The following is a 24253-nucleotide window of genomic DNA, read 5'->3' as shown; positions in this document are numbered from 1 at the left end:
CCCGTCCGCCGCTAACATCCGGGAGCAAGCTCCCTTCTGTCCGCTCGACTTGCATGTATTAGGCACGCCGCCAGCGTTCGTCCTGAGCCAGGATCAAACTCTCCGAAAAAGAACAAAACCGAAGTTTTGTTTTTCGCCAGTTTGACTGACTACCTATGATGTTTCATAGGATTTTTTTATAAAAACTCGAATTAACAGGTACGTTTTGTCTTGTTTAGTTTTCAAAGATCATCTTCGCCGTTCTTAGCGGCTTTAATAATATAACATTTCGCTTCATCTTATGTCAACAACTTTTTTCAAGTTTATTTCCCGAAGCGTTTTGTGTTTGTCACTGTGTGTCAGCGACGATTAATAATATATCACGAAAACATTCTATTGGTCAACGCCTTTTCAAAACTTTTTTTGAAATAGTTTTATTGTGCATGTCAAATCCTTGTCCTGCATACAATCAAGTAACAATCTTGGACAAGGCAGGAGTGTTTGAATTGAGTCGATTATATGTGTTGCCTATTAAACGGCTGAAGCAAGTTGTCATTATTCTTGTAGCAGCCCTTGCAGCTGCAACCTTTTTTTATGTACAAAAGGCACCGCCGCTGTCGGTATTTAAAACAGAACATGGCCCCCGGGCGATTTATAAAGGAGAGACTTCATCAAAACATACCTCTCTTACTTTTAATATTGGCTGGGGAGATGAGAAGGCCGTTCCTATTTTGAATGTCCTTCGAGAGTACGGTATAAAGAACGCCACTTTCTTTCTGTCCGCTTCCTGGGCTGAGCGTCATCCTGATATTGTGAAGCGTATTAGAGAGGACGGGCATCAAATCGGCAGCCTTGGCTATGCTTATAAAAATTATAGCCAGCTTGAAGAAAGCGAAATCAAGCGAGATCTTGTCAGGGCACAAAATACCTTTCAAAAGCTGGGACTAGATGATATTCAACTATTAAGACCGCCAACTGGACAATTTAACGAAACAGTACTGAAAATTGCAACACAGTACGGCTATACCGTTGTACATTACAGCATCAACTCACAGGATTGGCTGAACCCGGGCGTCGACCAGATTGTTCAAAATGTAAATGATCGAATGAAAAACGGAGACATCATTCTCCTTCACGCCTCGGATTCAGCGACCCAAACCGCTCAAGCCTTACCAGCTATTTTGAAACACTTAAAAGAAAAGAACTTAAAAAATGTCACGGTTGGGGAGCTTATTTCTAATACAAAAACAAAATCAACCGAAGTTAAGTAGCTTTCGCCTTTGAAAAGTGCGGCATAGCTAACAGCTGAAACGCATTACAGCCTAATAGCGGGAAAAGCATTAAATACAGCCAGTCCTCTTCATTGACTCTGAGCGCCGGGAACCACTCTAACGACGTGATGACGACCATGAGAAACATTGCGGAGATAAATGTTTTCTTAGAGGACTGCTTCTGTTTAAAATAAGCCACGATCAATGCAAACACACCGATAAAGACAGGCAGCCATAAGTATGGAAGAAATGATTCATTCTCCCCGAAAAACAAAAATCGCAAATAAGCTAAGTCGAACAGTACAAAAATCACAAGAAACAGCTGAATCGTATTCCATAAAGAATGTGACCGGAAAATTTCAAGTGCAAACCGGTGCACAGTTAAGAATACGACAAATCCCATCTGGCTAATCACACTAAAGATCATCCCCACACCAATGAACCAAAATAACACAGATGCGATCTCTAGAATTTCAAACGATATAAAAAGCTTCTGATATTTCCCCCACTCCAGCGCAAAGCCTACCACGCTTGTCATGACCGCTCCAACAGCTAGCACAGAGAAGAAAAAACGAACTAAATCCCGACTTTTCATTGAATTGACCCAACCCCTATTTTTGTTATGTATAAATTCACGTGAAACATTCATATTAAAAGTAAGACATGTAACGAAAGGAGCCACAGTATGTCAAAAGGCATCTTGCGTATAATGAGCTGTTTTCTTCTTTTATCTCTAACAGCTTGTGCTCCCAAAACCCAATCCTCATCTAATATGGACTATGACGAAACAAAGAAAATGGTCGTCGATATTTTGAAGACAGATGACGGTAAAAAGGCCATTCAACAGTTATTAAATGACGAGGCAATGAATGAAGCTTTGGTAATGGATGAACAAACTGTGAAAAAAACGATAGAGAAAACACTAACTTCTGATAAAGGCAAAGAGTTCTGGAAGAAGGTCTTTGAGGATTCTAAATTTGCCGAGACTTTCGCAAAATCCATGCAGCAACAGCATGAAAAGATGTTAAAACAGTTAATGAAGGACCCTGACTATCAACAGCTGATGATGGATATTCTCAAGGATCCTGAGATGGAAAAGAAATACGGTGAACTGGTTAAAAGCAAAGAGTTTAGAAAGCACTTAGAAAAAGTCATTACAGAAACATTAAGCAGCCCTCTTTATAAGAAGAAATTCGAAGATGAGCTGAAAAAGGCAGCAACTGAGAGCAGCAGTGATTCCGGTTCACAAGACCAAGGAAGCAGCAGTTAAACATCACCCGAGTGGCATAAGGGTCCACTCGGGTTTTCATTATGCTTTTACTGCTAATTGTTCAATCACTTTATTGGCGATGTGTTGGTACACTTCTCCTGTCGGATGACTCGCTTCATAGACAGACGGCGCAAAATCATCCTCATTCCAATCAGGCTGTCTTAAAGGAATTTGGCCAAGGACCGATACACGCAGCTCTTCAGCCAACTTGTCACCGCCGCCTTTTCCAAAGACGTATTCTTTTTCACCTGTTTTTTTGCTTTCGTAATAGCTCATATTCTCAACGACCCCAAGCACCTCGTGATCTGTTTGCAGTGCCATTGCACCTGCTCTAGCAGCAACGAAGGCAGCCGTTGGATGCGGTGTTGTGACAATGATTTCTTTACAGCTAGGAAGCATTGTATGAATATCAAGCGCCACATCTCCCGTTCCAGGTGGGAGGTCTAATAGTAAGTAATCTAATTCTCCCCACTCGACTTCGTGGAAGAAGTTATTTAACATTTTACCAAGCATCGGCCCTCTCCAAATGACCGGTGCATTTTCTTCAACAAAAAAGCCCATTGAAATCACTTTGACGCCAAAGCGTTCCACAGGTATAATTTTTTCCCCTTTAACCGTTGGTCTGACGGTGATCCCCATCATATCCGGTACACTAAAGCCGTAAATATCAGCATCAATCAGTCCGACTTTTTTCCCTAGACGAGCCAGTGCCACAGCAAGGTTAACGGAAACCGTTGATTTCCCAACGCCACCCTTTCCACTCGCAATCGCTAAGAACTCAGGCGGATTTTTAGAGTTGAGCAGGTTTTCTTCCTCATCTTGTGATGGCATAAACTTTTCTAGCGTTTCCTGAGGCAGTTCTTCAAAACGAAGCCCTACTGTGTTAGCGCCTTCTGCTTTTAAGGCTTGTACGATGTCTTGCTGTAGCTTCATCTGCTCAGCAGTGCCTGTTTTGGCAATGGCCACCTTTAAGCTCACATGCTCTTTTTCAGGTTTTAGGCTGATTTCCTTAATGGCATCCAGCTCTCCAAGCGGTATATGAAGGAAAGGTTCGTCCATCTTCCCAACTAGTTTTCTCACATCATCTTGTCCGATCATAGCAGAACCTCACCCTTTATTGAATTCGTTTACAATCCAAGTATATCATACATATCCTTACAATGTCTGTCCTGTTTGCCTGCGATCAAAAGGAAAAAGCCGCTTATTCAGGCGGCTCTTTTTGCTCTGTTAAGTATCTCAGAATGCCTTTATAAATGGAGGCAGCAATTTGATCCTGATACTTCGGTGTTGCCAGCTGACCGGCCTCTTTCGGGTTGGAGAGAAATCCGATTTCCACAAGGGCTCCTGGCTTCGTCACATTTTGCATTAAATAAATGCCATTGATCCGCTTCGCCTTCCGATCTGTGTTTTCCAAGTTCCTGCGTAATTCATCCTGAATGAACTTCGCTGCCTTTTCATTCTCTTCATACTTTCCGTAAAAAAACGTTTGCGCCCCGCTCCATTTGTTCGATGGAATCGCATTTAAATGGATGCTTAAATAGAGATCCGCTTCAGACTCATTGATGACTTTCACGCGGTTTCTCAAGTCCTCCGCTTTCTTACGGGCATATCCCCTTGTATTCTTTGATGATAGATCAGAATCATCCTCTCGGGTCATGAGAACAAGCGCTCCCTGCTCCTGCAAATAGTCTCGTATCTTCATGGACACATCCAGTGCAATCTCTTTTTCAAGCAACTCTCCACCTACAGCCCCTCCATCTGGACCGCCGTGACCTGGATCTAAATAGATGATCTTCCCACTTAGAGGCAAATTCCATGATTTCCATGAATCATCATTTAGAAATTGAAATCTGAATAAGAATAAGAGGACAATAAACCCAATTAAAAACCCTGTCCACTTCAGCTTTCTTTTCATCCCTGTCCCTCCCATACGCCATTATTTTATAGATATGGGACAAGGGCTCGAAATATGCTTAGTGCAGCCGAAGCTTGTGTCTTTTTTCTGATTCACGAAAGCCTTCCTGCCACCACATGTTTAAAAAATCCTTTGCAAATGGATACAGACATGACGTCTTACGCTCCATCCGGAACATATTCCCCCACGATTGCAAACACCCTGCCAGCTCTTCAATCAGCTCATCTTCCTCTTGGGATGACCGCTTTTTGATATCATCGAACGATTCACCGTACTTACTCGACTCACCGTATCTCCCGCCGGCTAAAAAAGCTTCAATTGCGAAATCGATACAGCCATCACTCATCATACCGGCTGGATCATCTGCAAACGGAAAGAGCTTCTTCGTGAATTTCTCCGAAGCGACCGTCACTTTTTGAAGAGACAATGTACGCAAGAGCTTCTTTTCAAGCGTGACATCTCGTTTTGTTTTCAATTGATAAAATGAAAGCACTTCTGCCATGGACTGAACTCCTTTTTTCTTTGTATTGTTCGTTGCTTTGAACAAAACATGCAGTTCAGTAAATGGAAATGGAAAAGTCAGTGGTCTATTGGAATGGAAAATTGTGATAAAATGGACATTTGAATATAGAAAGAATGGTAAAGGGGCATAATAAATGAAGAAATGGATGTATATCCTGCTGCTACTTACAGTCGTCCTATCTGCATGCAACAGTCAAGCTACTGAAAAAGAGAGCGACATTAAAGGAATAGAAGACATGTCCTTAAGGCAACTTTCCAAGCACAAAAATTCTTATATTGGAGACAACGGAGCAATCGGCGCTATTTTATCAGATCTTACAGGTAACGTGATTCGTGAGTATGAAATCGTAGATGAAAAAGCGCTAAAAGTGACATATGGCGTGAAGGAAAATGCCAATGATACAGAAGAACAATTTGATACATTTTGGTTTGATAAGAAGGATACCATTGAAAAAAACTACTTATATAATGCATTGGCACTTTTTATTCTTATCGATAATGCTGAGCAAGTGACACTCAAGATGAACTCTAACGACAAGACAATCCGTCACGTTTAAAAGACAAGAGCTAGAAAAAAAGCTGCCTCACTCATTTAAAGAGTATCAAGACGATGTAGCGCTTTGGCAAAAGGAACTGGTTGATGGAGTTGTGAAGTCAAAAGAGAAACGCCAAGATGTATACAAAGTGTTTCCCATGAAGAAATAATAAAAACAGAGAAGTGTTACCCTCTGTTTTTTTAATAATTATGTAGTCAAAGCCTGCACCAATCGTTGTCGGAAGTTTTGATCCACTGCTGCAGTAAGCATAAATTCATTGAATACTCCCTCAATCCAGTGAGAATTGTTCGCTTTCGGATCATTGATAAAAAGAGAGATGGATATAGAGGATGTATCTGTTCTTCGATATAAAGCAGCTGTGAAAACAAACAATGTTGCTCCGCCTTTATACCAAAGATATTGATCTGTTTCCTTTTTGAATGTTTCTCCCAGTACGATTTGGCTAAAAAGACTTTTTTCTTCTGTTGTTAACAGCTCATCCTGCAGACGTTTCATAAGATGTGCATATTGATTCGTTGTAGACTTTGTCATCTTTTGCGTCAGTAATGATTGAATACGCAAGCTTAACAAGTTCTTTTTCATCAATTTTTCTTCTAACGCCTTTTTTTGCTCTGGGTTATTTTTCATGATATTAAAAATCTCAATCATCAGAGATTTGTATTGCTCATCAGTTACACCGCTCATTTTCTTTAATGCATCCCGCCGATGATTAGATACATAGGATGACCACAACAGCTTGGGTGTCAGCGGCATGAGTTCATCATGTTCTGTAAGACCTGCTTGTTTCATCTGATCATTGATCTTATCTAAGCCGAACCGATCAATCAAATAATCAGTACAAGCATTCGAACTGACTTGCATCATCCCTTTGGCAACATCTAATAAAGTTGCATGCTCAGAAAAATCGTTGACCTCCAGCCAGTATGTGTGAGCACCGCCATCGGTTCTATCAATATAAAACCGCTCTATATCAGACAATGCCACTTTTTCATTTAGCTTGATGTCACCGCTAGAGACGGTTTTAACAAAATGAAACAAAACCATTAATTTCACCGTACTTGCAAGTGGTGTTTTTTGATTACCATTCCAATCTAATACCACATCATCATTTTCGATGATTGTCACTGATACGTCCTTTTTGTTTTTTGTGACAAATGTCAAAAGATCTTCCTTCGTTTTCTTCATATCTCTTTTATACAACAGGACATCAACCACCAAGTAAAGTATGACCACACCTAAGACAACTAGCCCGATTTTGAGTAACATGTTTCTCCTTTCCAAATAACTAAGGATTTATATATTTAATATAACAAATATTTCAAATAAAGTCACAAAAAAGCAAAGGCAAGTGAACCCTTCGCTTCTTGGTGTTCTTATTCATGGGGAGAGATGCAGCTTCATTCCTTCATGTGTGGCTTCAAACCCTAATTTTTCATAAAAACGGCGTGCATCTGGTCTTTGTTTGTCTGTTGTCAGCTGAATCATATGACAGTTGCGGTCACTTGCGCGTTGAATAGCCCATTTTATGAGCAGCGTGCCGATTCCTTTTCCTCTATGAGAAGAAGCCGTACGAACTCCTTCAATGGATGCCCTCCAACCTCCTTGATGTGTAAGAAATGGCGTCATGGTTAATTGAAGAACACCGACTGCTTCTTTCTGATCACACGCAACAATGAGTTCAATATTTGGATCAGTATCGATTGAATGAAAGGCTTCAATATAGCTTTCTAACAATGGTTGCGTGTAACGCTCTCTTTTTTGACCTAACATATCATCCGCGAGCATGAAGACGATCTTGTCAAGATCTTCCCACGTGGCTTCTCTACAAGTCAGTTGACTTAAATCCAATGAACACACCTCCTATGAAATGAAGTGGAACTCATTGACCAAAATACCATTGATGTGCGTTCTTATATAAGATTTGATCAGCTGCTTTTTCATCAAAAAGCTGTCGAATCAACTCAACATCACCGTATTCAAATGACCGCTTCGCCCTTGTGGATGGAAGGTCTGTACCAAACATCAGTGCATCAGGATTCGTTTGATAGATAGACGTTAATGCATGTTCAACGTTTAGATCCACACGCCCAAAGCCCGTTGCTTTCACGCGAACCCCTTTGTCCACCAAATGCAGCAAATGCGGCAATCCTTCTTCCGATAAACCTAAATGATCAATTGAAACGGCCGGCAGTTTTTCAAGCGTAAATGACATGTCAGGGAGATGCTTAGCGTCTATGTAAATCTCACTATGCCATCCCGCAATCTCATACACCCTTCTCGCAAAATAATCGAGCTTCGAAATATCCTCCGAACCTCCCCGCTTCACATTAAAACGTAAAGCCTTTACCCCATGTTGATTCAAATGGACAATTTCCTCATCGGTTGCCGTAAAAGGCAATTGAGTCACGCCACAAAAAGACGGCCCCATTTCATCTAGTGCCTTCAACAAATAGCCTTGGTCAAAGCCTTGAAATGACCCTGAGACGATTGCTCCACCTAAAATCCCCAAATCAGCCGTCTCTTTCCTATAATCATTCACCACATAACTCGGCGGTGTGTACCCTTGGTTTTCTTGGATGGGAAAATCAAAATCAATGATATGAAAATGTGCATCGAAGATCCTCATGCTCATGCCCCTCTTCCGCTTATTGACCTGATTATATCAATTAAAAAAGCCAGAGAATATTTAGGATGATGAATCACTTCATATCAAGAAAACTTATCAACCCTTCTTTACGAGCCATTCCTCTTGTAGGATGGCATAGTAAAACTCATCCCACCACTCATTTCCTTGTGGTATACACTTTTTAAAATAACCCTCTCTTCTCATCCCCAATTTTTCCATCACTCTCCAAGAAGGGATATTTTCAGGCTGACAAGTGGCGATGATCCTATGTAAATTCATTGTTTTAAATCCATGATTTAATAAAGAATAAGCCGCTTCAGATGCATAGCCCTTGTTTTGGTATTTAGGATTGAAAACCCACCCAATTTCATATGTGTGATCACCAAAATATTGGTGAAACGCCATATGTCCAACTAATATATCACCTTCTTTTAATACTACAGCAAAATGTTTAGCACTTTCCCCACTGTGATGTTTTACAAATTTCTTTGAGTCTTCTTTAGAAAATACGCCTTCTGGAATATACTTCATCACCGCAGCATTAGATGTATAAACATAGACATCCTGCCAATCATCCTCAGTAAATGGTCGTATGAGACACCTTTCTGTTGTTAGATTCATATGACATCCTCCATAAACATCGTTTTATGATTGTAAATTAAAAAAATAATTGATGGGGCTGAAAATTTTTCAGAATGCTTATCACCAAAAGTAGAAAACGATTACAGTTTAAAGTTTTGAATAGTAAACTTTCCATAGTCTAATATTATAAATATTGTATATGTATCTAAGCGGATGAGACAAATAAATATCAATCACATAAAAAATCACAAATAAAAAAGCACCAGCAGAATGCTGATGCTTTTTTTATATGGTTTGTCTGTAACAAACCTTTGTAAAACGTCCATACAATATAAAATTGATTAACGTTTTGAGAACTGAGGAGCTCTACGTGCGCCTTTAAGACCGTATTTTTTACGCTCTTTCATACGAGGGTCACGAGTAAGAAGTCCAGCGCGTTTAAGTGGTGTACGGTACTCAGGATCTACTTCTAGAAGAGCACGAGAGATACCGTGACGAATTGCTCCAGCTTGACCAGAGAATCCACCACCGTGAACATTTACAAGAACATCGTAGCTGTTAGCTGTTTCTGTGATGTTCAAAGGCTGTTTCACGTCTTCGATTAAAGCAGCGAATGGAATGTATTCAGTAATTTCACGATTATTAACGACGATACGGCCTTCACCTGGAACTAAGCGAACGCGCGCTACAGAACTTTTACGACGACCTGTACCGTAATATTGAACCTGTGCCAAATTGTTAACCTCCCTTATAATTAACCGCGAAGTTCGTAAACTTCAGGTTGTTGTGCTTGATGTGGATGCTCAGAACCACGGTACACATTTAATTTTTTGAACATTTGACGACCTAGTGGACCCTTTGGAAGCATACCTTTGATAGCAAGCTCCAACATTTTTTCAGGGTAGTTTGTACGCATCTCAAGAGCAGTTCTTTGTTTCAAACCACCTGGGTGCATCGTGTGACGGTAGTAAATTTTGTCCGTCAATTTCTTACCTGTTAATTCAATTTTCTCAGCGTTGATGATGATCACGTGATCACCTGTATCAACGTGTGGTGTATAAGTTGGTTTGTGCTTACCGCGCAAAAGTGATGCTACTTCAGTAGAAAGACGACCTAGAGTCTTGCCTGCCGCATCAACAACTAGCCATTTGCGCTCAATTGTGCTTGCGTTCGCCATTGGTGTTGTACGCATGAGTTTCCCTCCTAAATAAATCAATGATTTTTCCTTGAATCAAATGCTACGTTCTATTTCAAAACACAAGATAAGTCTTCCGGGGCTTATTTGTGGGGTTGAAATACATACCATATGATATCTTATAACTTTCTGCTTCCTGTGTCAAGAACATGTTACACCTGGTTTAGTTGTCATAGAAAACTTCCCATAAATACAGTCCGTGACTAGGCGCAGTCTTGCCTGCCGCTTCGCGATTTCGGGCGGCAAGCATGGCTTTTATCTCCTCAGGGTGAAATTTACCAGATCCGATTTCAAGTAACGTTCCAGCGATAATTCGCACCATGTTGTATAAAAAGCCATTTCCTCTCACACGCATTTCAAGCCCGTCTGAGACGTTTTCCCACTCAAGGGTGTAAATATCCCTCACCTTGTCCTGAACCTCCGTATTGGCCGCACAAAAGCTCGTGAAGTCATGTGTGCCAATAAGGTGCCCAGCAGCTTCTTTCATTTTTTCGACATCCAGCCGGTAAGGATAGTGGCAGGCATATTGTCTCGTGAACACATTTTGATGTGTTTCCGTTGAGACCTTATAACGGTACTCCTTCGAAACGACATGAAACCGTGCATGAAACGACTCATCCACTTCCTCAGCCTTTAGAACACGGATGTCATCCGGCAGCAAGCTGTTGAGGGCAAAAGGCCATCTCTCCACCGGGATCGCAAGCGGGGTGTCAAAATGGATGACCTGTCCCTTTGCATGGACACCGCTGTCTGTACGGCCAGAAGCCACAATCGGAATCAGTTCATCCTGTTTATGCATTCTTGCAAGAGCTGACTCAATCTCCGTCTGAACGGTTCGCTGCCCAGGCTGCACCTGGTAGCCCTTAAATTGTGTCCCATCGTATGATACGGTACATTTCACCTTCATCTAGGAATCACCTAATTTCTCAAAAGTACAAGAAGTGCCGTTAACAAGATGAATATAAGCAGCGTAAACGTGTCTTTCATGCCCCAGACAAGCTGTCGGTATTTTGTCCGCCCTTCTCCCCCGCGGTAGCCTCTCGCTTCCATGGCGGTCGCCAGTTCCTCCGCACGCTTAAACGCACTGACGAAAAGCGGCACAAGCAAAGGAACGATCGCTTTTAAACGATCCTTTAGAGGCCCGCTTGTAAAATCAACACCTCTTGCCATTTGTGCTTTCATGATTTTGTCTGTCTCTTCTAGTAAAGTCGGAATAAATCGAAGAGAGATTGACATCATGAGGGCAAGCTCATGAACAGGTAGTTTGATTTTACGGAACGGATGCAGCAGCTTCTCCATACCGTCCGTCACTTCTATTGGCGTTGTGGTTAACGTAAGAAGTGTCGTCATCATAATAAGATACACAAAACGCAGTGAAATGAAGATCCCCTGCTTTAACCCCTCTTCATAAATATTCAGAAAACCAAAGTGAAATAGCAAGGCGCCATCCTTTGTCATGAAAATATGAAGAATAAAGGTAAACAGGACAATCCATAGGATCGGCTTCATTCCCTTGAGAATAAAGTAAAGAGGCACCTGTGAAACCATCACCACAAGGATCGTAAATACACCTAAAAGCCCATAAGTGATGTAGTTATTAGCAAAAAAGACAATAAAAACGAAAAAGAAAATTGATAACAGCTTTGTCCTTGGATCAAGACGATGGACAAAGGATGAACCTGGCACATATTTGCCGATAATCATACTATCCATCATGATGTCGTGTCCTCCTGATAAAGAGCTGTTAAGGCTTCTGCCATTTCATCCATGGTTAGAAGCGGCCTTGGAAACGAGATGCCCAGCTTTTCTTCTACAGCCTGCTGGAATTTAATCGTTTCTGGGAGGTCGAGACCAAAAGAAGACATGTCTGTACGATTGGCAAACAATTCTCTCGGCGTACCTGTCGCCTTCACTGTCCCTTTATGCATTACAATCATTTGATCCGCATAATGGGCTGCATCCTCCATACTGTGTGTAACCAGGATCGTGGTGAGATTAGCTTTTTGATGGAGTTCATAAAACATGTCCATGATTTCTTTCCGTCCGCGTGGATCTAACCCTGCAGTCGGCTCATCAAGTACAAGCACTTCTGGCTCCATCGCTAGAACACCTGCAATCGCCACACGTCTCATTTGACCACCGCTTAATTCAAAGGGTGATCGAGATAACAAGGATTCAGAAAGGCCGACCAGCTTCAGCATCTCTTTCGCCTTCGTTTCTGCCTTCTCCTGAGGAACGCCGAAATTCATCGGACCAAAGCAGATATCCTTAAGGATGGTCTCCTCAAAGAGCTGATGCTCAGGAAACTGGAACACGATACCTACTTTTTTCCGGAGGGATTTCAAATCCTTCTGCTTTTTGTTGGCTTGTAAGACTGCATCTCCAAGCGTAATGCTCCCTTTTGTTGGTTTGAGCAATCCATTTAAGTGCTGCAGTAATGTGGACTTGCCAGAGCCCGTATGACCAATGACAGCGACATAGCTGCCCTCTTTGATGGAAGCATTGACATCATACAAAGCGAGACGCTCAAACGGCGTTTTCATTTGATAACGATGCTCTAATTCTTTGATCGTAATGTCCATAGCTCTTTCACCAATCCTTCTTGTGTCAAATGGGCATTTGCAAGTGGCACACCTTGCTGCTTCAATTGCTTGCTCAACCGGTAGGAAAATGGCAGATCAAGTCCAATCTGAACCAGCTGTTCATCTAGTTCAAATACTTCTTCTGGTGTTCCCTCGGCAAATTTCTTTCCACCATTCAGCACAATGACGCGATCTGCCTTTGCAGCCTCGTCTAAATCATGTGTGATGGAAATGACCGTAACCGTTCCTTGTTCCTTCAGCAGTCTGACAGTCTCTAAGACTTCTTCCCGGCCAATCGGATCAAGCATTGATGTTGCTTCATCCAAGATCATGATGTCAGGGCTTGCGGCAAGCACACCTGCAATGGCTACTCTCTGCTTTTGCCCGCCTGATAGATGGTGCGGCTCTTGATCAAGAAACTCCTGCATATTGACCTGTTTAACAGCCCAATCTACACGTTCAATCATCAATTCCCGCTCAACCCCGTTATTTTCTAAACCAAAAGCCACATCATCACGAACCGTCGAGCCAACGAATTGGTTATCTGGGTTTTGAAAGACCATTCCGACCTTTTTGCGAATATCCCAAACACTTTCTTCTTTCAGCTCAATCTCACCAACTTTGACCGTTCCAGCATCCGGTAAAATGAGCCCATTCAGCACACGGGCAAGTGTGGATTTACCTGAACCGTTATGACCAACAATGGCGAGCCATTCGTTTTGATTCACATGCAATGACACTTGATCTAAAGCGGGCTTGTCCGCATCTTTGTGATAACGAAATACAATGTCCTTTACGTCAATTAATGTCTTCCCCATCTCTACCGGACCTCCTCTCAGCTCAACCTCTTCTTTGCTTATTCCTAAAAAGCCGTAGTATCTAAAAAAGGGCATAGATCCAGTTATGAACTGTCCCGCCCTTTCTTAGATACACGATATGTGATTAAACTAATTCAATGACAGCCATTGGTGCGCCATCGCCGCGACGAGGTCCAAGCTTCATGATACGAGTGTATCCACCTTGGCGATCTTCGTAGCGAGTTGCAACGTCAGCGAATAATTTTTGAAGTGCATCTTGGTTTGTTTCAGCGTTAGCTACTTCGTTTCGAATGTAAGCTGCAGCTTGACGGCGAGCATGAAGATCTCCGCGTTTGCCAAGAGTGATCATTTTTTCAACTACAGAGCGAAGTTCTTTCGCACGTGTTTCAGTTGTTTCGATGCGTTCGTTGATGATCAAATCAGTCGTTAGGTCACGAAGCATTGCTTTACGTTGTGCACTAGTGCGTCCTAGCTTTCTGTATGCCATGTGATGTCCCCTCCTTAATTAGAGATGCTGTATGAATAAAAAACACACGAAAATCCTAGTTCACAATGAAACTAGTCAATCGTCTTTACGAAGACCCAGTCCAAGTTCTTCTAGTTTCGCTTTCACTTCTTCAAGAGATTTACGTCCAAGGTTACGAACTTTCATCATATCCTCTTCTGTCTTGTTAGCAAGCTCTTGAACAGTGTTAATACCCGCACGCTTCAAACAGTTGTAAGAACGAACAGAAAGATCAAGCTCTTCAATTGTCATTTCAAGCACTTTTTCTTTTTGGTCTTCTTCTTTTTCAACCATGATTTCTGCATGCTGAGCTTCGTCAGTTAACCCAACGAAAATATTAAGGTGTTCAGTTAAAATCTTAGAACCTAGAGCGATCGCTTCTTTCGGTCCTGTGCTTCCATCAGTCCATACATCTAGTGTTAGTTTATCATAGTTTGTGATTTGCCCAACACGGGTGTTCTCCACTTGATAAGTCACACGAGATACAGGTGTATAGATTGAGTCGATCGGAATCACACCGATAGGCTGATCGTCTCTTTTGTTTGTATCAGCAGGACTATACCCGCGACCTCTTTGTGCAGTTAAGCGAACACGGAAGCTCGCATTCTTACCAAGAGTTGCGATTTGAAGATCTGGATTTAAGATTTCAATATCGCTGTCGTGTGTAATATCAGCAGCTGTTACAGTACCTTCATCTTGTACATCAATTTCAAGCGTCTTCTCTTCTTCAGAGTAGATTTTGAGTGCAAGCTTTTTAATGTTTAAGATAATCGTTGTAACATCTTCAACCACGCCTTCGATCGTTGAGAATTCGTGTAAGACACCATCTATCTGGATCGATGTTACAGCTGCACCAGGAAGTGAGGATAAAAGGATACGACGAAGGGAGTTCCCTAAAGTGGTACCATATCCACGCTCAAGTGGCTCTACGACAAACTTGCCATACTTGGCATCGTCGCTGATTTCAACCGTTTCGATTTTTGGTTTTTCAATTTCGATCATCTAATAAAACCCTCCTTCAAAACGTCGAAACCTCGAATAGAATCATATGAGATTCCATCCGAAATTCCTCATTGTTTAGTCCCGTATGTGCTCAGGCAACGAGTCGTGTATTCGTCTCATAAATCACTGTATCATAACCCATTATTGACAGGGACACAAAATCTATACAAACAAATTACACGCGGCGACGTTTTGGTGGACGGCATCCGTTATGAGGAACTGGAGTTACGTCTCTGATTGCAGTAACTTCAAGACCTGCAGCTTGAAGCGCACGAATTGCAGCTTCACGACCAGAACCAGGACCTTTAACAGTTACTTCAAGTGTTTTAAGACCATGTTCGATAGAACCTTTAGCAGCAGTTTCAGCAGCCATTTGTGCAGCGAAAGGAGTAGATTTACGAGAACCTCTGAATCCTAATGCGCCAGCACTTGACCAAGAAATTGCGTTACCATGAACATCAGTAATCGTTACAATCGTGTTGTTGAAAGTGGAACGGATATGAGCGATTCCAGCTTCAATATTCTTTTTCACGCGACGTTTACGCGTATTTGATTTACGAGCAGCAGCCATTCTTTAACTACCTCCTTTACTTATTTTTTCTTGTTAGCTACAGTACGACGCGGACCTTTACGAGTGCGCGCGTTGTTTTTTGTGTTTTGTCCACGAACAGGAAGTCCTCTGCGATGACGGATTCCGCGGTAGCTTCCGATTTCAATAAGACGCTTAATGTTAAGTGAAACTTCACGACGAAGGTCACCTTCTACTTTAAGTTTGTCAATGATATCACGGATTTTACCAAGTTCGTCTTCAGTTAGATCGCGAACGCGAGTGTCTTCAGAAACACCTGCTTCTTTAAGGACTTGTTGAGCCGTCGTACGACCAATTCCAAAAACATATGTTAAAGAAATGACAACACGCTTATCACGTGGAATATCTACACCAGCAATACGAGCCATGATTTGGGCACCTCCTTGTTATTAGCCTTGTTTTTGTTTATGTTTTGGGTTTTCACAGATCACCATTACTTTTCCTTTTCTGCGAATCACTTTACATTTTTCACAGATAGGTTTAACAGATGGTCTCACTTTCATGTGTTTCCAACCTCCTTCTTCCGGAGTTGCTTTATTTGTAACGGTACGTAATTCTACCACGAGTTAAGTCATATGGAGATAATTCTACCGTAACTTTGTCTCCAGGTAAAATGCGAATGAAGTGCATACGGATTTTTCCTGATACATGAGCCAAAACTGTATGACCATTCTCTAGTTCAACTTTGAACATTGCATTTGGCAAAGTTTCTGCTACAGTACCTTCCACTTCAATTACATCGTCTTTCGCCATTCAAGTGTTCTCCCTTCTTCAAATCAGTAATTTGCTCTCTGACAAATGTTCAAATGAGATCATCTCAATTGTCCATCTATCACCCGACCTGTTTTGAATATACTGTTCTGAACTTCCGGAGATACGCAATCATAAAAGGTTAAATGATTGATATTTTTTCTTAGGAGAATGAAATTTACGCTTTTTCTCCGTCTGCGATTAGTACATGGCAGCCATCGAACATGTCGATGACAACTGTATACTGATCTTGTTCTTTCCTTGGACTATACAGACAACCTGCCCGATTTGGGCCTGAAAGGCTTCGGTGAAGACCTAAATCTTAGTCAGTATATCAAAACCTGTATCTGTAATCGCAATCGTATGCTCAAAGTGAGCACACTTTTTCCCATCAACCGTTACAACCGTCCAGTTATCAGCCAATGTTTTCACATATCGGCTGCCTGCGTTCACCATCGGTTCGATGGCCAACACCATTCCAGGTTTTAGCCGTGGGCCTTTGTTTGGCGGACCATAATGAGGAATTTGAGGGTCCTCATGAAGATCCTGTCCGACCCCATGTCCAACATATTCTCTAACAACTGAGAAATTCTCACCTTCAACATACGTTTGTATGGCATGGGAAATGTTCGACAGACGTTCGCCTGGCTTTGCTTCCTGTAAGCCTTTATATAGAGATTCCTCTGTGACTTCCAGTAGTTTGCGGTCTTCATCACTGATTACCCCAACTGGATAAGTCCAAGCAGAGTCACCATGATAGCCATTTAACTTTGCGCCGATATCGATACTAATGATGTCTCCATCACGTAAAACCCGTTTACCAGGAATACCGTGAACGAGTTCTTCATTCACCGAAACGCAAATGCTCCCGCGAAAACCATTATACCCTTTAAAAGATGGGATTGCACCCTGCTTTGTAATAAAACGTTCGGCAATTTGATCCAATTCTTTTGTCGAAATACCTGGTTTTATGTGTTTCTTCAGCTCTTCATGAGTCAGTGCGACAATGCGTCCAGCTTCTCTCATAATCTCAAGCTCGCGAGGAGTTTTACAGATAATCATTTATTTAATCCCCCAAGCAGGCCCTTGATATCTGCGTATACATCGTTAATGTGCTTTGCACCATCAATGTTTACAAGATATCCTTTTTCTGAATAGAAGTTCAGTAAAGGTTCAGTCTGCTTTAAGTTTACTTCAAGTCTAGTCGAAACGGTTTCTGCATTATCATCTGCACGTTGATAAAGCTCGCCTCCACATTTGTCACAAACATTTTCTTTCGCAGGTGGATTGAATACTAAATGATATGTCGCTCCGCAATTTTTGCATATTCTTCGGCCAGTCAGACGCTCCATCAAAGCATCTTTATCGACTTTAATATTAATGACATAATCAATCGTTCTGCCAAGGTCCTTTAGAATTTCTTCTAAAGCTTCAGCCTGAGCGACTGTTCGCGGAAATCCGTCCAGAAGAAAACCTTGTTCACAATCATTCTTGCCAAGTCTTTCTCTAACAATACCGATTGTGACCTCATCAGGAACAAGCTCTCCTTTATCGATAAAGGATTTTGCTTCGAGCCCAAGTTGTGTCTCCTCTTTCATAGCAGCGCGGAACATATCTCCTGTTGAGATATGAGGGATCCCATAATCATCAACAATTCGTTCTGCCTGAGTGCCTTTACCAGCACCCGGAAGCCCCATTAAGACTAAGTTCATTTCGGATTTCCCCTTCCTTACTTAGAGAGGTTGGGCAGGAGCCCAGCCCTCTGTTTTATTTCATAAATCCACGGTAGTTTCGTTTCACTAATTGGCTTTCAAGTTGTTTCATTGTTTCAAGTGCAACACCTACAACAATGAGAAGACTTGTGCCGCCAATTTGTGCAGCGGAAGGTAATCCAGCGAATTGAATGAAAAAGATAGGAAGTATTGAAATCACGGCTAAGAAAATGGCGCCCACAAAAGTGAGTCGGTACAAAATACTCGTAATTCTATCTTGAGTCATTTTCCCTGGACGAACTCCCGGGATATAGCCACCCTGCTTTTGCAGATTTTCAGCCATTTGTTCAGGATTTACTTGGACAAAGGCATAAAAATATGTGAAAGCAACAATCAGTGCTACATAAATCGTCATACCGATTGGCTTAGTATAGTCAAAGTTGTTGGTTATCCAAGTTGTGACATTATTCGTTCCGAAGAAGGATGCGACCGTCTGCGGAGTAATAATGAACGAAACGGCAAAGATGACTGGAATCACCCCTGCTGGATTCACTTTCAATGGAAGATGCGTTGCTTGACTAGCAGACATTTGTGCACGGCCAGTTCCTTTTGAATATTGAATTGCAATCTTTCTCACTGCCATTTGAATGTAAATAACACCTATAACAATGATAAGGATGGCAATAACAATAAGGGCAATTTTAAGGATTTGCATGAACAGCTGTCCATCTCCACCTACAAACTGCTGAGCGTACACTTGTTTTAATGTTTGAGGGATACCTGCGATGATACCGGAAAAGATAATAATCGATATACCGTTACCAACACCGTGAGCAGTAATTTGCTCACCCAGCCACATTAAAAATGCTGTTCCCGCAGTGAGTACGACCGCAATTAAGAGATACGTTGACACCCCAGGGTTTTCAATCAGCATGCCTCCTGCCATATTGTTGAATCCATATGACATTCCTAACGCCTGGATAAATCCTAGAACAATTGTAAAATACCTTGTGAATTGTGCTAATTTTCGGCGGCCAACCTCTCCTTGCTTTGACCACTCAGTAAACTTCGGCACAACATCCATCTGCAAGAGCTGGATGATAATCGAAGCAGTGATATACGGCATAATCCCCATTGCAAGAATGGAGAATTGGAAAAGTGCCCCGCCCCCAAATGTATTGAGGATCCCGAAAACACTCATTTGATCCTGTGCCTGGAGAACTTCAGCGTTCACATTAGGCACAGGGATGAAAGCACCTATACGAAAGACGACTAACATTAAAAGTGTGAATATAATCTTATTCCGTATATCTTTCACGCGCATAAAATTGGAGATTGTCTTAAACAAGTTAGATCACCTCGGCTGTACCGCCAGCAGCTTCAATCGCTTCTTTCGCAGAAGCAGAGAATTTATTGGCTTTTACAGTTAATTTTTTTTCTAATTTACCGTTGCCAAGAATTTTTACTCCTGCTTTTAACTTGCTTAATGCACCAGTCTCTAGAAGAAGTTCAGGAGTGACTTCCGTTCCTTCGTCAAAACTGTTTAATCTGTCTAAGTTGATTACCGCGTAATCTTTACGGTTGATGTTTGTAAAACCACGTTTTGGAAGGCGTTGGAATAAAGGCATTTGTCCACCTTCGAATCCAGGGCGTACACCGCCGCCAGAACGAGCGTTTTGACCTTTATGACCTTTACCAGAAGTTTTACCGTTACCTGATCCAATACCACGACCAACACGGTTGCGTACTTTACGTGAACCTTCTGAAGGCTTCAATTCATGAAGTTTCATTTGGGCACCTCCTTATCGATTAAAAATTGTTTTATTGTTCTTTAACAGAAACTAAATGAGACACCTTGTTAATCATGCCGCGGATCGCTGCATTGTCTTCATGTACGACTGTTTGGTTTGTTTTCTTTAAACCAAGAGTACGAACAGTGACACGCTGATCTTCAGGGCGACCGATTACACTGCGTTTGAGGGTAATTTCTAATTTATTTGCCATTATTGTTCCCTCCTTATCCTAACAGGTCTTCTACAGATTTTCCACGAAGCTTCGCTACATCTTCAGCACGTTTAAGTTCACTTAAACCTTGAAGTGTTGCGCGGATCATGTTGATCGGTGTATTAGAACCTAGAGATTTAGAAAGGATATCAGCTAGACCAGCAAGCTCAAGTACCGCACGCACTGGGCCTCCAGCGATAACTCCTGTACCTTCTGAAGCAGGCTTCAATAGAACGTTTCCTGCACCGAATCGACCGATGATTTCATGTGGAATTGTAGTTCCAACCATTGGTACTTCAATTAAATTCTTTTTCGCATCTTCAACAGCTTTGCGGATTGCTTCTGGTACTTCTTGTGCTTTACCAGTACCGAAACCAACATGACCGTTTTTGTCACCGACAACAACTAAAGCTGCAAAACGGAAACGACGTCCACCTTTAACAACTTTCGCTACGCGGTTAACCGTAACTAAGCGTTCTTCTAACTCTAATTTGCTTGGGTCAATACGACTCATTCGGATGTGTCCCTCCTTCTTTTATTAAAATTTAAGTCCAGCCTCACGAGCAGCTTCAGCTAGAGCTTTTACACGTCCATGATATAGGTATCCTCCGCGGTCAAATACCACGTTAGAGATTCCTTTTTCAACAGCGCGTTTTGCAACAACTTCGCCAACTTTAGTAGCAGCTGCAGTGTCAGAACTATTCTCGATCTTTAACTCTTTATCAAGAGTAGAAGCACTTACAAGTGTTACACCGTTAACATCATCAATTACTTGAGCGTAGATATTCTTGTTAGAACGGAAAACGTTAAGGCGAGGTCTTTCAGCAGTACCTGAAAGTTTCGCACGAACACGAGCGTGTCTTTTAAGACGAGTAGCGTTTTTGCTAGTTTTCGTAATCATCCGAGTCACTCCTTTCTTCACATTAAGCGATCTTACTTACCAGTTTTTCCTTCTTTACGGCGAACGAATTCACCTTCGTAACGAATTCCTTTACCTTTGTAAGGCTCTGGAGAACGGACAGCGCGGATGTTAGAAGCAAGAGCTCCTACACGCTCTTTATCGATACCTTTAACGATTACTTTCGTTTGAGATGGAACTTCGACTTCAACTCCAGCCTCAGGAACGATTTCAACTGGATGAGAGTATCCAACGTTAAGAACAAGTTTGTTTCCAGATTTAGCTGCACGGTAACCGACACCGATAAGTTCTAAACCTCTCTCGAAACCTTTAGATACACCTTCAATCATGTTTGCAAGCAAGCTACGTGTTGTACCATGTAATGCACGGTGTTCTTTATTTTCAGACGGACGGCTTACAGTTAAGACGTTGTCCTCAATTTTAATTTCCATATCAGGGTGAAACGTACGAGTTAGTTCACCTTTTGGTCCCTTTACTGTCACTGTGTTATCGTTGTTTGTCACAGTAACAGCTGAAGGGATCTCAATTAGTTTTTTACCTATGCGAGACATACCAAGCACCTCCATTCATCTTAAGCTTTTTTTACCATACGTAAGCAAGTACTTCTCCACCAGCTTGTTTAGCACGGGCTTCTTTGTCCGATAAAACACCTTGTGATGTAGAAATAATTGCGATTCCAAGTCCGTTAAGTACACGTGGTACTTCATTTGATTTCGCATATACGCGTAAACCAGGTTTACTGATTCTTTTAAGACCAGTGATAACACGCTCGTTGTTTTGACCGTATTTAAGGAACATACGGATAATTCCTTGTTTGCTGTCTTCAACGTATTCAACGTCACGGATAAAACCTTCACGCTTTAAGATTTCAGCAATTTCTCTTTTGATTTTTGAAGCCGGTACTTCTAGCTTCTCATGACGTACCATGTTCGCATTGCGAATACGAGTCAGCAAATCTGCAATCGGATCTGTCATAACCATTATTTAATAACCTCCTTCCCATTTATGGGGATTACCAGCTGGCTTTTTTAACGCCAGGAATTTGTCCTTTATATGCAAGTTCGCGGAAACAAATACGGCAAAGTTTAAACTTACGAATAACTGAATGTGGACGTCCACAACGTTCGCAGCGCGTATACTCTTGAACTTTAAACTTTTGTTTGCGTTGTTGCTTCGCAATCATAGACTTTTTAGCCACGATTTCGCCTCCCTTTCATTGATTATTTCTGGAACGGCATACCTACTTGAGTTAATAACTCACGTGCTTCTTCGTCCGTATTGGCAGTAGTAACGATAACGATATCCATACCGCGGACCTTTGATACTTTATCGTAATCAATTTCTGGGAAGATTAACTGTTCTTTAATACCAAGCGTGTAGTTTCCACGTCCGTCGAAAGATTTCTTAGAAATCCCACGGAAGTCACGTACACGTGGTAAAGATACAGAAATAAGTTTATCAAGGAAATCATACATGCGCTCTCCGCGAAGTGTTACTTTCGCACCGATTGGCATTCCTTCACGTAGACGGAATCCAGCAATAGACTTCTTCGCACGAGTAACGACAGGTTTTTGACCAGCGATAAACGTTAATTCTTCAACAGCAGTATCGATTGCTTTAGCGTTTTGAACTGCGTCACCAACACCCATGTTGATCACGATTTTTTCGATTTTTGGCACTTGCATTACTGAATTGTATTCAAACTTAGAAACTAATGCAGGTGTAATTTCTTTTACATACTTTTCTTTAAGGCGGTTCATGAGAAAGACCTCCCTTCCTTATTTACTATTTATCTAGAACTTGCCCAGATTTTTTCGCTACACGGACTTTCTTTCCGTCCTCAACTTTATATCCAACACGTGTCACTTCACCCGTTTTAGGATCAAGCGGCATTACGTTTGATACGTGAATCGACGCTTCCTGTTCAGAAATTCCGCCTTGAGGGTTAGCTTGGGTTGGTTTAGAGTGTTTTTTCACAAGGTTAATACCTTCTACTAAAACACGGTCACTCTTAGGGAAAGCAGCAAGGATGACTCCTTGTTTACCTTTATCTTTACCAGAGATAACCACTACTTTATCGCCCTTTTTAACATGCATTTAATCGCACCTCCTTGAGTCGGGGATTGTATTCATTAAAGTACTTCTGGTGCTAGAGAAACAATTTTCATATAGTTATTTTCACGAAGTTCACGTGCTACTGGTCCGAAGATACGAGTTCCACGCGGGCTCTTGTCGTCACGGATGATGACACATGCATTTTCATCAAAACTGATGTAAGATCCATCGTTTCTGCGAGCTCCGCTCTTTGTACGAACGATAACTGCTTTCACAACTTCACCTTTTTTGACAACGCCTCCTGGTGTTGCTTGTTTAACCGTACAAACAATCACATCACCGATGTTAGCCGTCTTACGTCCAGAGCCACCAAGAACTTTAATCGTTAGTACTTCGCGTGCGCCAGAGTTGTCAGCTACTTTTAAACGAGTCTCCTGTTGAATCATTAATGTTACCTCCCTTCGGAAAAAGAAATCCGAACTTTATTAGATAATAACAGCTTCTTCGACAACTTCAACTAGACGAAAGCGTTTAGTCGCAGATAAAGGACGAGTTTCCATGACCTTTACGATGTCTCCGATTTTTGCTTGGTTGTTTTCATCATGTGCTTTTAACTTTTTAGAGTATCTTACACGTTTGCCATAAAGTGAATGCTTTTTGTATGTTTCAACAACAACAGTGATGGTTTTATCCATTTTGTCAGAAACAACACGACCTTGATACACTTTACGTTGGTTACGTTCGCTCATGTTTGCGGGGCCTCCCCTCTAATTATTATTTATTAGCAGCGATTTCTCTTTGACGAATCACAGTTTTCATGCGTGCGATTGATTTACGCACTTCACGAATGCGAGCAGTGTTTTCAAGCTGCCCAGTCGCTAATTGGAAACGAAGATTGAAAAGTTCTTCTTTAAGAGACTTTACTTTTTGTTCAATTTCAGCAGTGGTAAGGTCACGAATTTCATTAGCTTTCATTTGATTCACCACCAATTTCTTCACGTTTTACGAACTTCGTTTTAATTGGCAATTTGTGAGATGCAAGACGAAGAGCTTCACGAGCAACTTCTTCAGACACACCAGAAATTTCAAATAAAACTTTGCCCGGTTTTACTACAGCTACCCATCCTTCTGGAGCACCTTTACCGGAACCCATGCGGACTTCTAGAGGTTTTGCTGTGTATGGCTTAGAAGGGAAAATTTTAATCCAAACTTTACCGCCACGTTTCATGTAACGAGTCATAGCAATACGAGCAGCTTCGATTTGACGGTTAGTGATCCATGAAGCTTCTAGAGCTTGGATACCGAACTCACCGAAATGTACTTCAGTGCCACCTTTTGCACGACCACGCATTTTTCCACGATGTTCTCTGCGATACTTCACGCGTTTTGGCAATAACATA

General features: G+C 41.7%; 39 protein-coding genes and 1 rRNA gene. 3 read left to right on the top strand and 37 right to left on the bottom strand.

Annotation, left to right across the window (positions count from 1 at the left end):
• Positions 1 to 109, bottom strand: a 16S ribosomal RNA gene (locus C6W18_RS19140); the annotation flags it as partial.
• A gap of 376 nt (positions 110 to 485) precedes the next feature.
• Between C6W18_RS19140 and pdaB the strand changes: the two genes are divergently transcribed.
• Positions 486 to 1250: a polysaccharide deacetylase family sporulation protein PdaB gene (gene pdaB, locus C6W18_RS19135; protein WP_105928564.1), complete on the top strand. Its 765-nt coding sequence runs from the start codon at positions 486 to 488 to the stop codon at positions 1248 to 1250.
• Here the strand turns inward: pdaB and C6W18_RS19130 are convergent.
• Positions 1243 to 1845, bottom strand: a complete 603-nt coding sequence (locus C6W18_RS19130) for a KinB-signaling pathway activation protein (RefSeq protein WP_105928563.1) — start codon at positions 1843 to 1845, stop codon at positions 1243 to 1245. The genes pdaB and C6W18_RS19130 overlap by 8 nt on opposite strands.
• Positions 1846 to 1935: 90 nt before the next feature.
• Between C6W18_RS19130 and gerD the strand changes: the two genes are divergently transcribed.
• Positions 1936 to 2520 (top strand): spore germination lipoprotein GerD, encoded by a 585-nt coding sequence (gene gerD, locus C6W18_RS19125; RefSeq protein ID WP_034323165.1) that lies wholly within the window; start codon positions 1936 to 1938, stop codon positions 2518 to 2520.
• 39 nt (positions 2521 to 2559) lie between these two features.
• Here the strand turns inward: gerD and C6W18_RS19120 are convergent, their stop codons facing one another.
• The 3 genes from C6W18_RS19120 to C6W18_RS19110 all read right to left on the bottom strand — a co-directional run bounded on the left by C6W18_RS19120 (position 2560) and on the right by C6W18_RS19110 (position 4937).
• A complete protein-coding gene (locus tag C6W18_RS19120) occupies positions 2560 to 3618 on the bottom strand; it encodes an Mrp/NBP35 family ATP-binding protein (protein ID WP_105928562.1) in 1059 nt (352 codons plus the stop codon).
• Between the two features lie 103 nt (positions 3619 to 3721).
• Entirely contained in the window at positions 3722 to 4435 is a 714-nt protein-coding gene (gene cwlD, locus C6W18_RS19115) for an N-acetylmuramoyl-L-alanine amidase CwlD (protein ID WP_034283867.1), read from the bottom strand.
• A gap of 58 nt (positions 4436 to 4493) precedes the next feature.
• The gene (locus C6W18_RS19110; RefSeq protein WP_105928561.1) at positions 4494 to 4937 is read right to left on the bottom strand and encodes a YbaK family protein; all 444 of its coding nucleotides are present in this window, start codon (positions 4935 to 4937) and stop codon (positions 4494 to 4496) included.
• Between the two features lie 154 nt (positions 4938 to 5091).
• Between C6W18_RS19110 and C6W18_RS19105 the strand changes: the two genes are divergently transcribed.
• Positions 5092 to 5514 (top strand): DUF4825 domain-containing protein, encoded by a 423-nt coding sequence (locus C6W18_RS19105; RefSeq protein WP_223251749.1) that lies wholly within the window; start codon positions 5092 to 5094, stop codon positions 5512 to 5514.
• 186 nt (positions 5515 to 5700) lie between these two features.
• On the opposite strand, the gene C6W18_RS19100 is transcribed toward C6W18_RS19105, so the two are convergent.
• The 32 genes from C6W18_RS19100 to rplP form a co-directional block, all read right to left on the bottom strand.
• Positions 5701 to 6780 carry a serine hydrolase gene (locus C6W18_RS19100; RefSeq protein ID WP_223251748.1) on the bottom strand — a complete coding sequence of 360 codons (1080 nt, stop codon included), beginning with the start codon at positions 6778 to 6780 and terminating at the stop codon, positions 5701 to 5703.
• Positions 6781 to 6891: 111 nt separating this feature from the next.
• Positions 6892 to 7362: a GNAT family N-acetyltransferase gene (locus tag C6W18_RS19095; protein WP_142392827.1), complete on the bottom strand. Its 471-nt coding sequence runs from the start codon at positions 7360 to 7362 to the stop codon at positions 6892 to 6894.
• A 31-nt stretch (positions 7363 to 7393) separates the two neighbouring features.
• Positions 7394 to 8140: an amidohydrolase family protein gene (locus C6W18_RS19090; RefSeq protein ID WP_105928560.1), complete on the bottom strand. Its 747-nt coding sequence runs from the start codon at positions 8138 to 8140 to the stop codon at positions 7394 to 7396.
• A gap of 96 nt (positions 8141 to 8236) precedes the next feature.
• Positions 8237 to 8761 carry a GNAT family N-acetyltransferase gene (locus C6W18_RS19085; protein ID WP_105928559.1) on the bottom strand — a complete coding sequence of 175 codons (525 nt, stop codon included), beginning with the start codon at positions 8759 to 8761 and terminating at the stop codon, positions 8237 to 8239.
• Between the two features lie 302 nt (positions 8762 to 9063).
• A complete protein-coding gene (rpsI, locus tag C6W18_RS19080; RefSeq protein WP_034283876.1) occupies positions 9064 to 9456 on the bottom strand; it encodes a 30S ribosomal protein S9 in 393 nt (130 codons plus the stop codon).
• 20 nt (positions 9457 to 9476) lie between these two features.
• Positions 9477 to 9914, bottom strand: a complete 438-nt coding sequence (rplM, locus tag C6W18_RS19075; RefSeq protein WP_003217042.1) for a 50S ribosomal protein L13 — start codon at positions 9912 to 9914, stop codon at positions 9477 to 9479.
• Positions 9915 to 10080: 166 nt separating this feature from the next.
• The gene (gene truA / locus C6W18_RS19070) at positions 10081 to 10824 is read right to left on the bottom strand and encodes a tRNA pseudouridine(38-40) synthase TruA (RefSeq protein ID WP_105928558.1); all 744 of its coding nucleotides are present in this window, start codon (positions 10822 to 10824) and stop codon (positions 10081 to 10083) included.
• An 11-nt stretch (positions 10825 to 10835) separates the two neighbouring features.
• Entirely contained in the window at positions 10836 to 11633 is a 798-nt protein-coding gene (locus C6W18_RS19065; protein ID WP_034323185.1) for an energy-coupling factor transporter transmembrane component T family protein, read from the bottom strand.
• A complete protein-coding gene (locus C6W18_RS19060; protein WP_034323187.1) occupies positions 11630 to 12499 on the bottom strand; it encodes an energy-coupling factor ABC transporter ATP-binding protein in 870 nt (289 codons plus the stop codon). The genes C6W18_RS19065 and C6W18_RS19060 overlap by 4 nt, the downstream gene beginning before the upstream one ends.
• On the bottom strand, positions 12475 to 13317 hold the full coding sequence (locus C6W18_RS19055; RefSeq protein ID WP_034323190.1) for an energy-coupling factor ABC transporter ATP-binding protein: 843 nt from the start codon (positions 13315 to 13317) through the stop codon (positions 12475 to 12477). Before C6W18_RS19055 ends, C6W18_RS19060 begins: the two co-directional genes overlap by 25 nt.
• Before the next feature lie 124 nt (positions 13318 to 13441).
• Positions 13442 to 13804 carry a 50S ribosomal protein L17 gene (rplQ, locus tag C6W18_RS19050; RefSeq protein ID WP_003216944.1) on the bottom strand — a complete coding sequence of 121 codons (363 nt, stop codon included), beginning with the start codon at positions 13802 to 13804 and terminating at the stop codon, positions 13442 to 13444.
• Between the two features lie 75 nt (positions 13805 to 13879).
• A complete protein-coding gene (locus C6W18_RS19045; RefSeq protein ID WP_105928557.1) occupies positions 13880 to 14824 on the bottom strand; it encodes a DNA-directed RNA polymerase subunit alpha in 945 nt (314 codons plus the stop codon).
• A 175-nt stretch (positions 14825 to 14999) separates the two neighbouring features.
• Positions 15000 to 15395 carry a 30S ribosomal protein S11 gene (gene rpsK / locus C6W18_RS19040; protein WP_008356548.1) on the bottom strand — a complete coding sequence of 132 codons (396 nt, stop codon included), beginning with the start codon at positions 15393 to 15395 and terminating at the stop codon, positions 15000 to 15002.
• A gap of 20 nt (positions 15396 to 15415) precedes the next feature.
• On the bottom strand, positions 15416 to 15781 hold the full coding sequence (rpsM, locus tag C6W18_RS19035) for a 30S ribosomal protein S13 (RefSeq protein WP_003217023.1): 366 nt from the start codon (positions 15779 to 15781) through the stop codon (positions 15416 to 15418).
• A 21-nt stretch (positions 15782 to 15802) separates the two neighbouring features.
• Positions 15803 to 15916, bottom strand: coding sequence for a 50S ribosomal protein L36 (rpmJ, locus tag C6W18_RS19030; protein WP_003156543.1), 114 nt, complete (start codon positions 15914 to 15916; stop codon positions 15803 to 15805).
• 31 nt (positions 15917 to 15947) lie between these two features.
• On the bottom strand, positions 15948 to 16166 hold the full coding sequence (infA, locus tag C6W18_RS19025; protein WP_003217190.1) for a translation initiation factor IF-1: 219 nt from the start codon (positions 16164 to 16166) through the stop codon (positions 15948 to 15950).
• 312 nt (positions 16167 to 16478) lie between these two features.
• Positions 16479 to 17225: a type I methionyl aminopeptidase gene (map, locus tag C6W18_RS19020; protein WP_007496338.1), complete on the bottom strand. Its 747-nt coding sequence runs from the start codon at positions 17223 to 17225 to the stop codon at positions 16479 to 16481.
• A complete protein-coding gene (locus C6W18_RS19015; protein WP_034323195.1) occupies positions 17222 to 17875 on the bottom strand; it encodes an adenylate kinase in 654 nt (217 codons plus the stop codon). The genes map and C6W18_RS19015 overlap by 4 nt, the downstream gene beginning before the upstream one ends.
• A gap of 55 nt (positions 17876 to 17930) precedes the next feature.
• Positions 17931 to 19223, bottom strand: coding sequence for a preprotein translocase subunit SecY (gene secY / locus C6W18_RS19010; RefSeq protein ID WP_034323198.1), 1293 nt, complete (start codon positions 19221 to 19223; stop codon positions 17931 to 17933).
• Between the two features lies 1 nt (position 19224).
• The gene (rplO, locus tag C6W18_RS19005) at positions 19225 to 19665 is read right to left on the bottom strand and encodes a 50S ribosomal protein L15 (RefSeq protein ID WP_034323201.1); all 441 of its coding nucleotides are present in this window, start codon (positions 19663 to 19665) and stop codon (positions 19225 to 19227) included.
• 31 nt (positions 19666 to 19696) lie between these two features.
• Positions 19697 to 19879, bottom strand: a complete 183-nt coding sequence (gene rpmD / locus C6W18_RS19000; RefSeq protein ID WP_003217067.1) for a 50S ribosomal protein L30 — start codon at positions 19877 to 19879, stop codon at positions 19697 to 19699.
• A 13-nt stretch (positions 19880 to 19892) separates the two neighbouring features.
• Positions 19893 to 20393, bottom strand: a complete 501-nt coding sequence (gene rpsE / locus C6W18_RS18995) for a 30S ribosomal protein S5 (protein WP_007496332.1) — start codon at positions 20391 to 20393, stop codon at positions 19893 to 19895.
• Positions 20394 to 20417: 24 nt separating this feature from the next.
• A complete protein-coding gene (rplR, locus tag C6W18_RS18990) occupies positions 20418 to 20780 on the bottom strand; it encodes a 50S ribosomal protein L18 (protein ID WP_034323204.1) in 363 nt (120 codons plus the stop codon).
• A gap of 32 nt (positions 20781 to 20812) precedes the next feature.
• Positions 20813 to 21349, bottom strand: coding sequence for a 50S ribosomal protein L6 (gene rplF / locus C6W18_RS18985; RefSeq protein ID WP_105928556.1), 537 nt, complete (start codon positions 21347 to 21349; stop codon positions 20813 to 20815).
• A gap of 31 nt (positions 21350 to 21380) precedes the next feature.
• Entirely contained in the window at positions 21381 to 21779 is a 399-nt protein-coding gene (gene rpsH, locus C6W18_RS18980; protein ID WP_003217040.1) for a 30S ribosomal protein S8, read from the bottom strand.
• 31 nt (positions 21780 to 21810) lie between these two features.
• A complete protein-coding gene (gene rpsN, locus C6W18_RS18975; RefSeq protein ID WP_008356542.1) occupies positions 21811 to 21996 on the bottom strand; it encodes a 30S ribosomal protein S14 in 186 nt (61 codons plus the stop codon).
• A gap of 22 nt (positions 21997 to 22018) precedes the next feature.
• On the bottom strand, positions 22019 to 22558 hold the full coding sequence (gene rplE, locus C6W18_RS18970) for a 50S ribosomal protein L5 (protein ID WP_034323208.1): 540 nt from the start codon (positions 22556 to 22558) through the stop codon (positions 22019 to 22021).
• 25 nt (positions 22559 to 22583) lie between these two features.
• Entirely contained in the window at positions 22584 to 22895 is a 312-nt protein-coding gene (gene rplX, locus C6W18_RS18965) for a 50S ribosomal protein L24 (RefSeq protein ID WP_034323211.1), read from the bottom strand.
• 35 nt (positions 22896 to 22930) lie between these two features.
• The gene (rplN, locus tag C6W18_RS18960; RefSeq protein WP_003216882.1) at positions 22931 to 23299 is read right to left on the bottom strand and encodes a 50S ribosomal protein L14; all 369 of its coding nucleotides are present in this window, start codon (positions 23297 to 23299) and stop codon (positions 22931 to 22933) included.
• 39 nt (positions 23300 to 23338) lie between these two features.
• Entirely contained in the window at positions 23339 to 23602 is a 264-nt protein-coding gene (rpsQ, locus tag C6W18_RS18955) for a 30S ribosomal protein S17 (RefSeq protein WP_012008705.1), read from the bottom strand.
• Between the two features lie 25 nt (positions 23603 to 23627).
• On the bottom strand, positions 23628 to 23828 hold the full coding sequence (rpmC, locus tag C6W18_RS18950) for a 50S ribosomal protein L29 (RefSeq protein WP_003217155.1): 201 nt from the start codon (positions 23826 to 23828) through the stop codon (positions 23628 to 23630).
• The gene (gene rplP, locus C6W18_RS18945; RefSeq protein ID WP_003225801.1) at positions 23818 to 24252 is read right to left on the bottom strand and encodes a 50S ribosomal protein L16; all 435 of its coding nucleotides are present in this window, start codon (positions 24250 to 24252) and stop codon (positions 23818 to 23820) included. The genes rpmC and rplP overlap by 11 nt, the downstream gene beginning before the upstream one ends.
• Between the last annotated feature and the right edge of the window lies 1 nt (position 24253).

The sequence above is a fragment of the Bacillus sp. LLTC93 genome, from assembly GCF_002993125.1.
Lineage (GTDB): Bacteria > Bacillota > Bacilli > Bacillales > Bacillaceae > Bacillus > Bacillus zhangzhouensis.
Note: the sequence above shows the minus strand (reverse complement) of the source record. Positions and strands in the feature narration are given on the sequence as shown.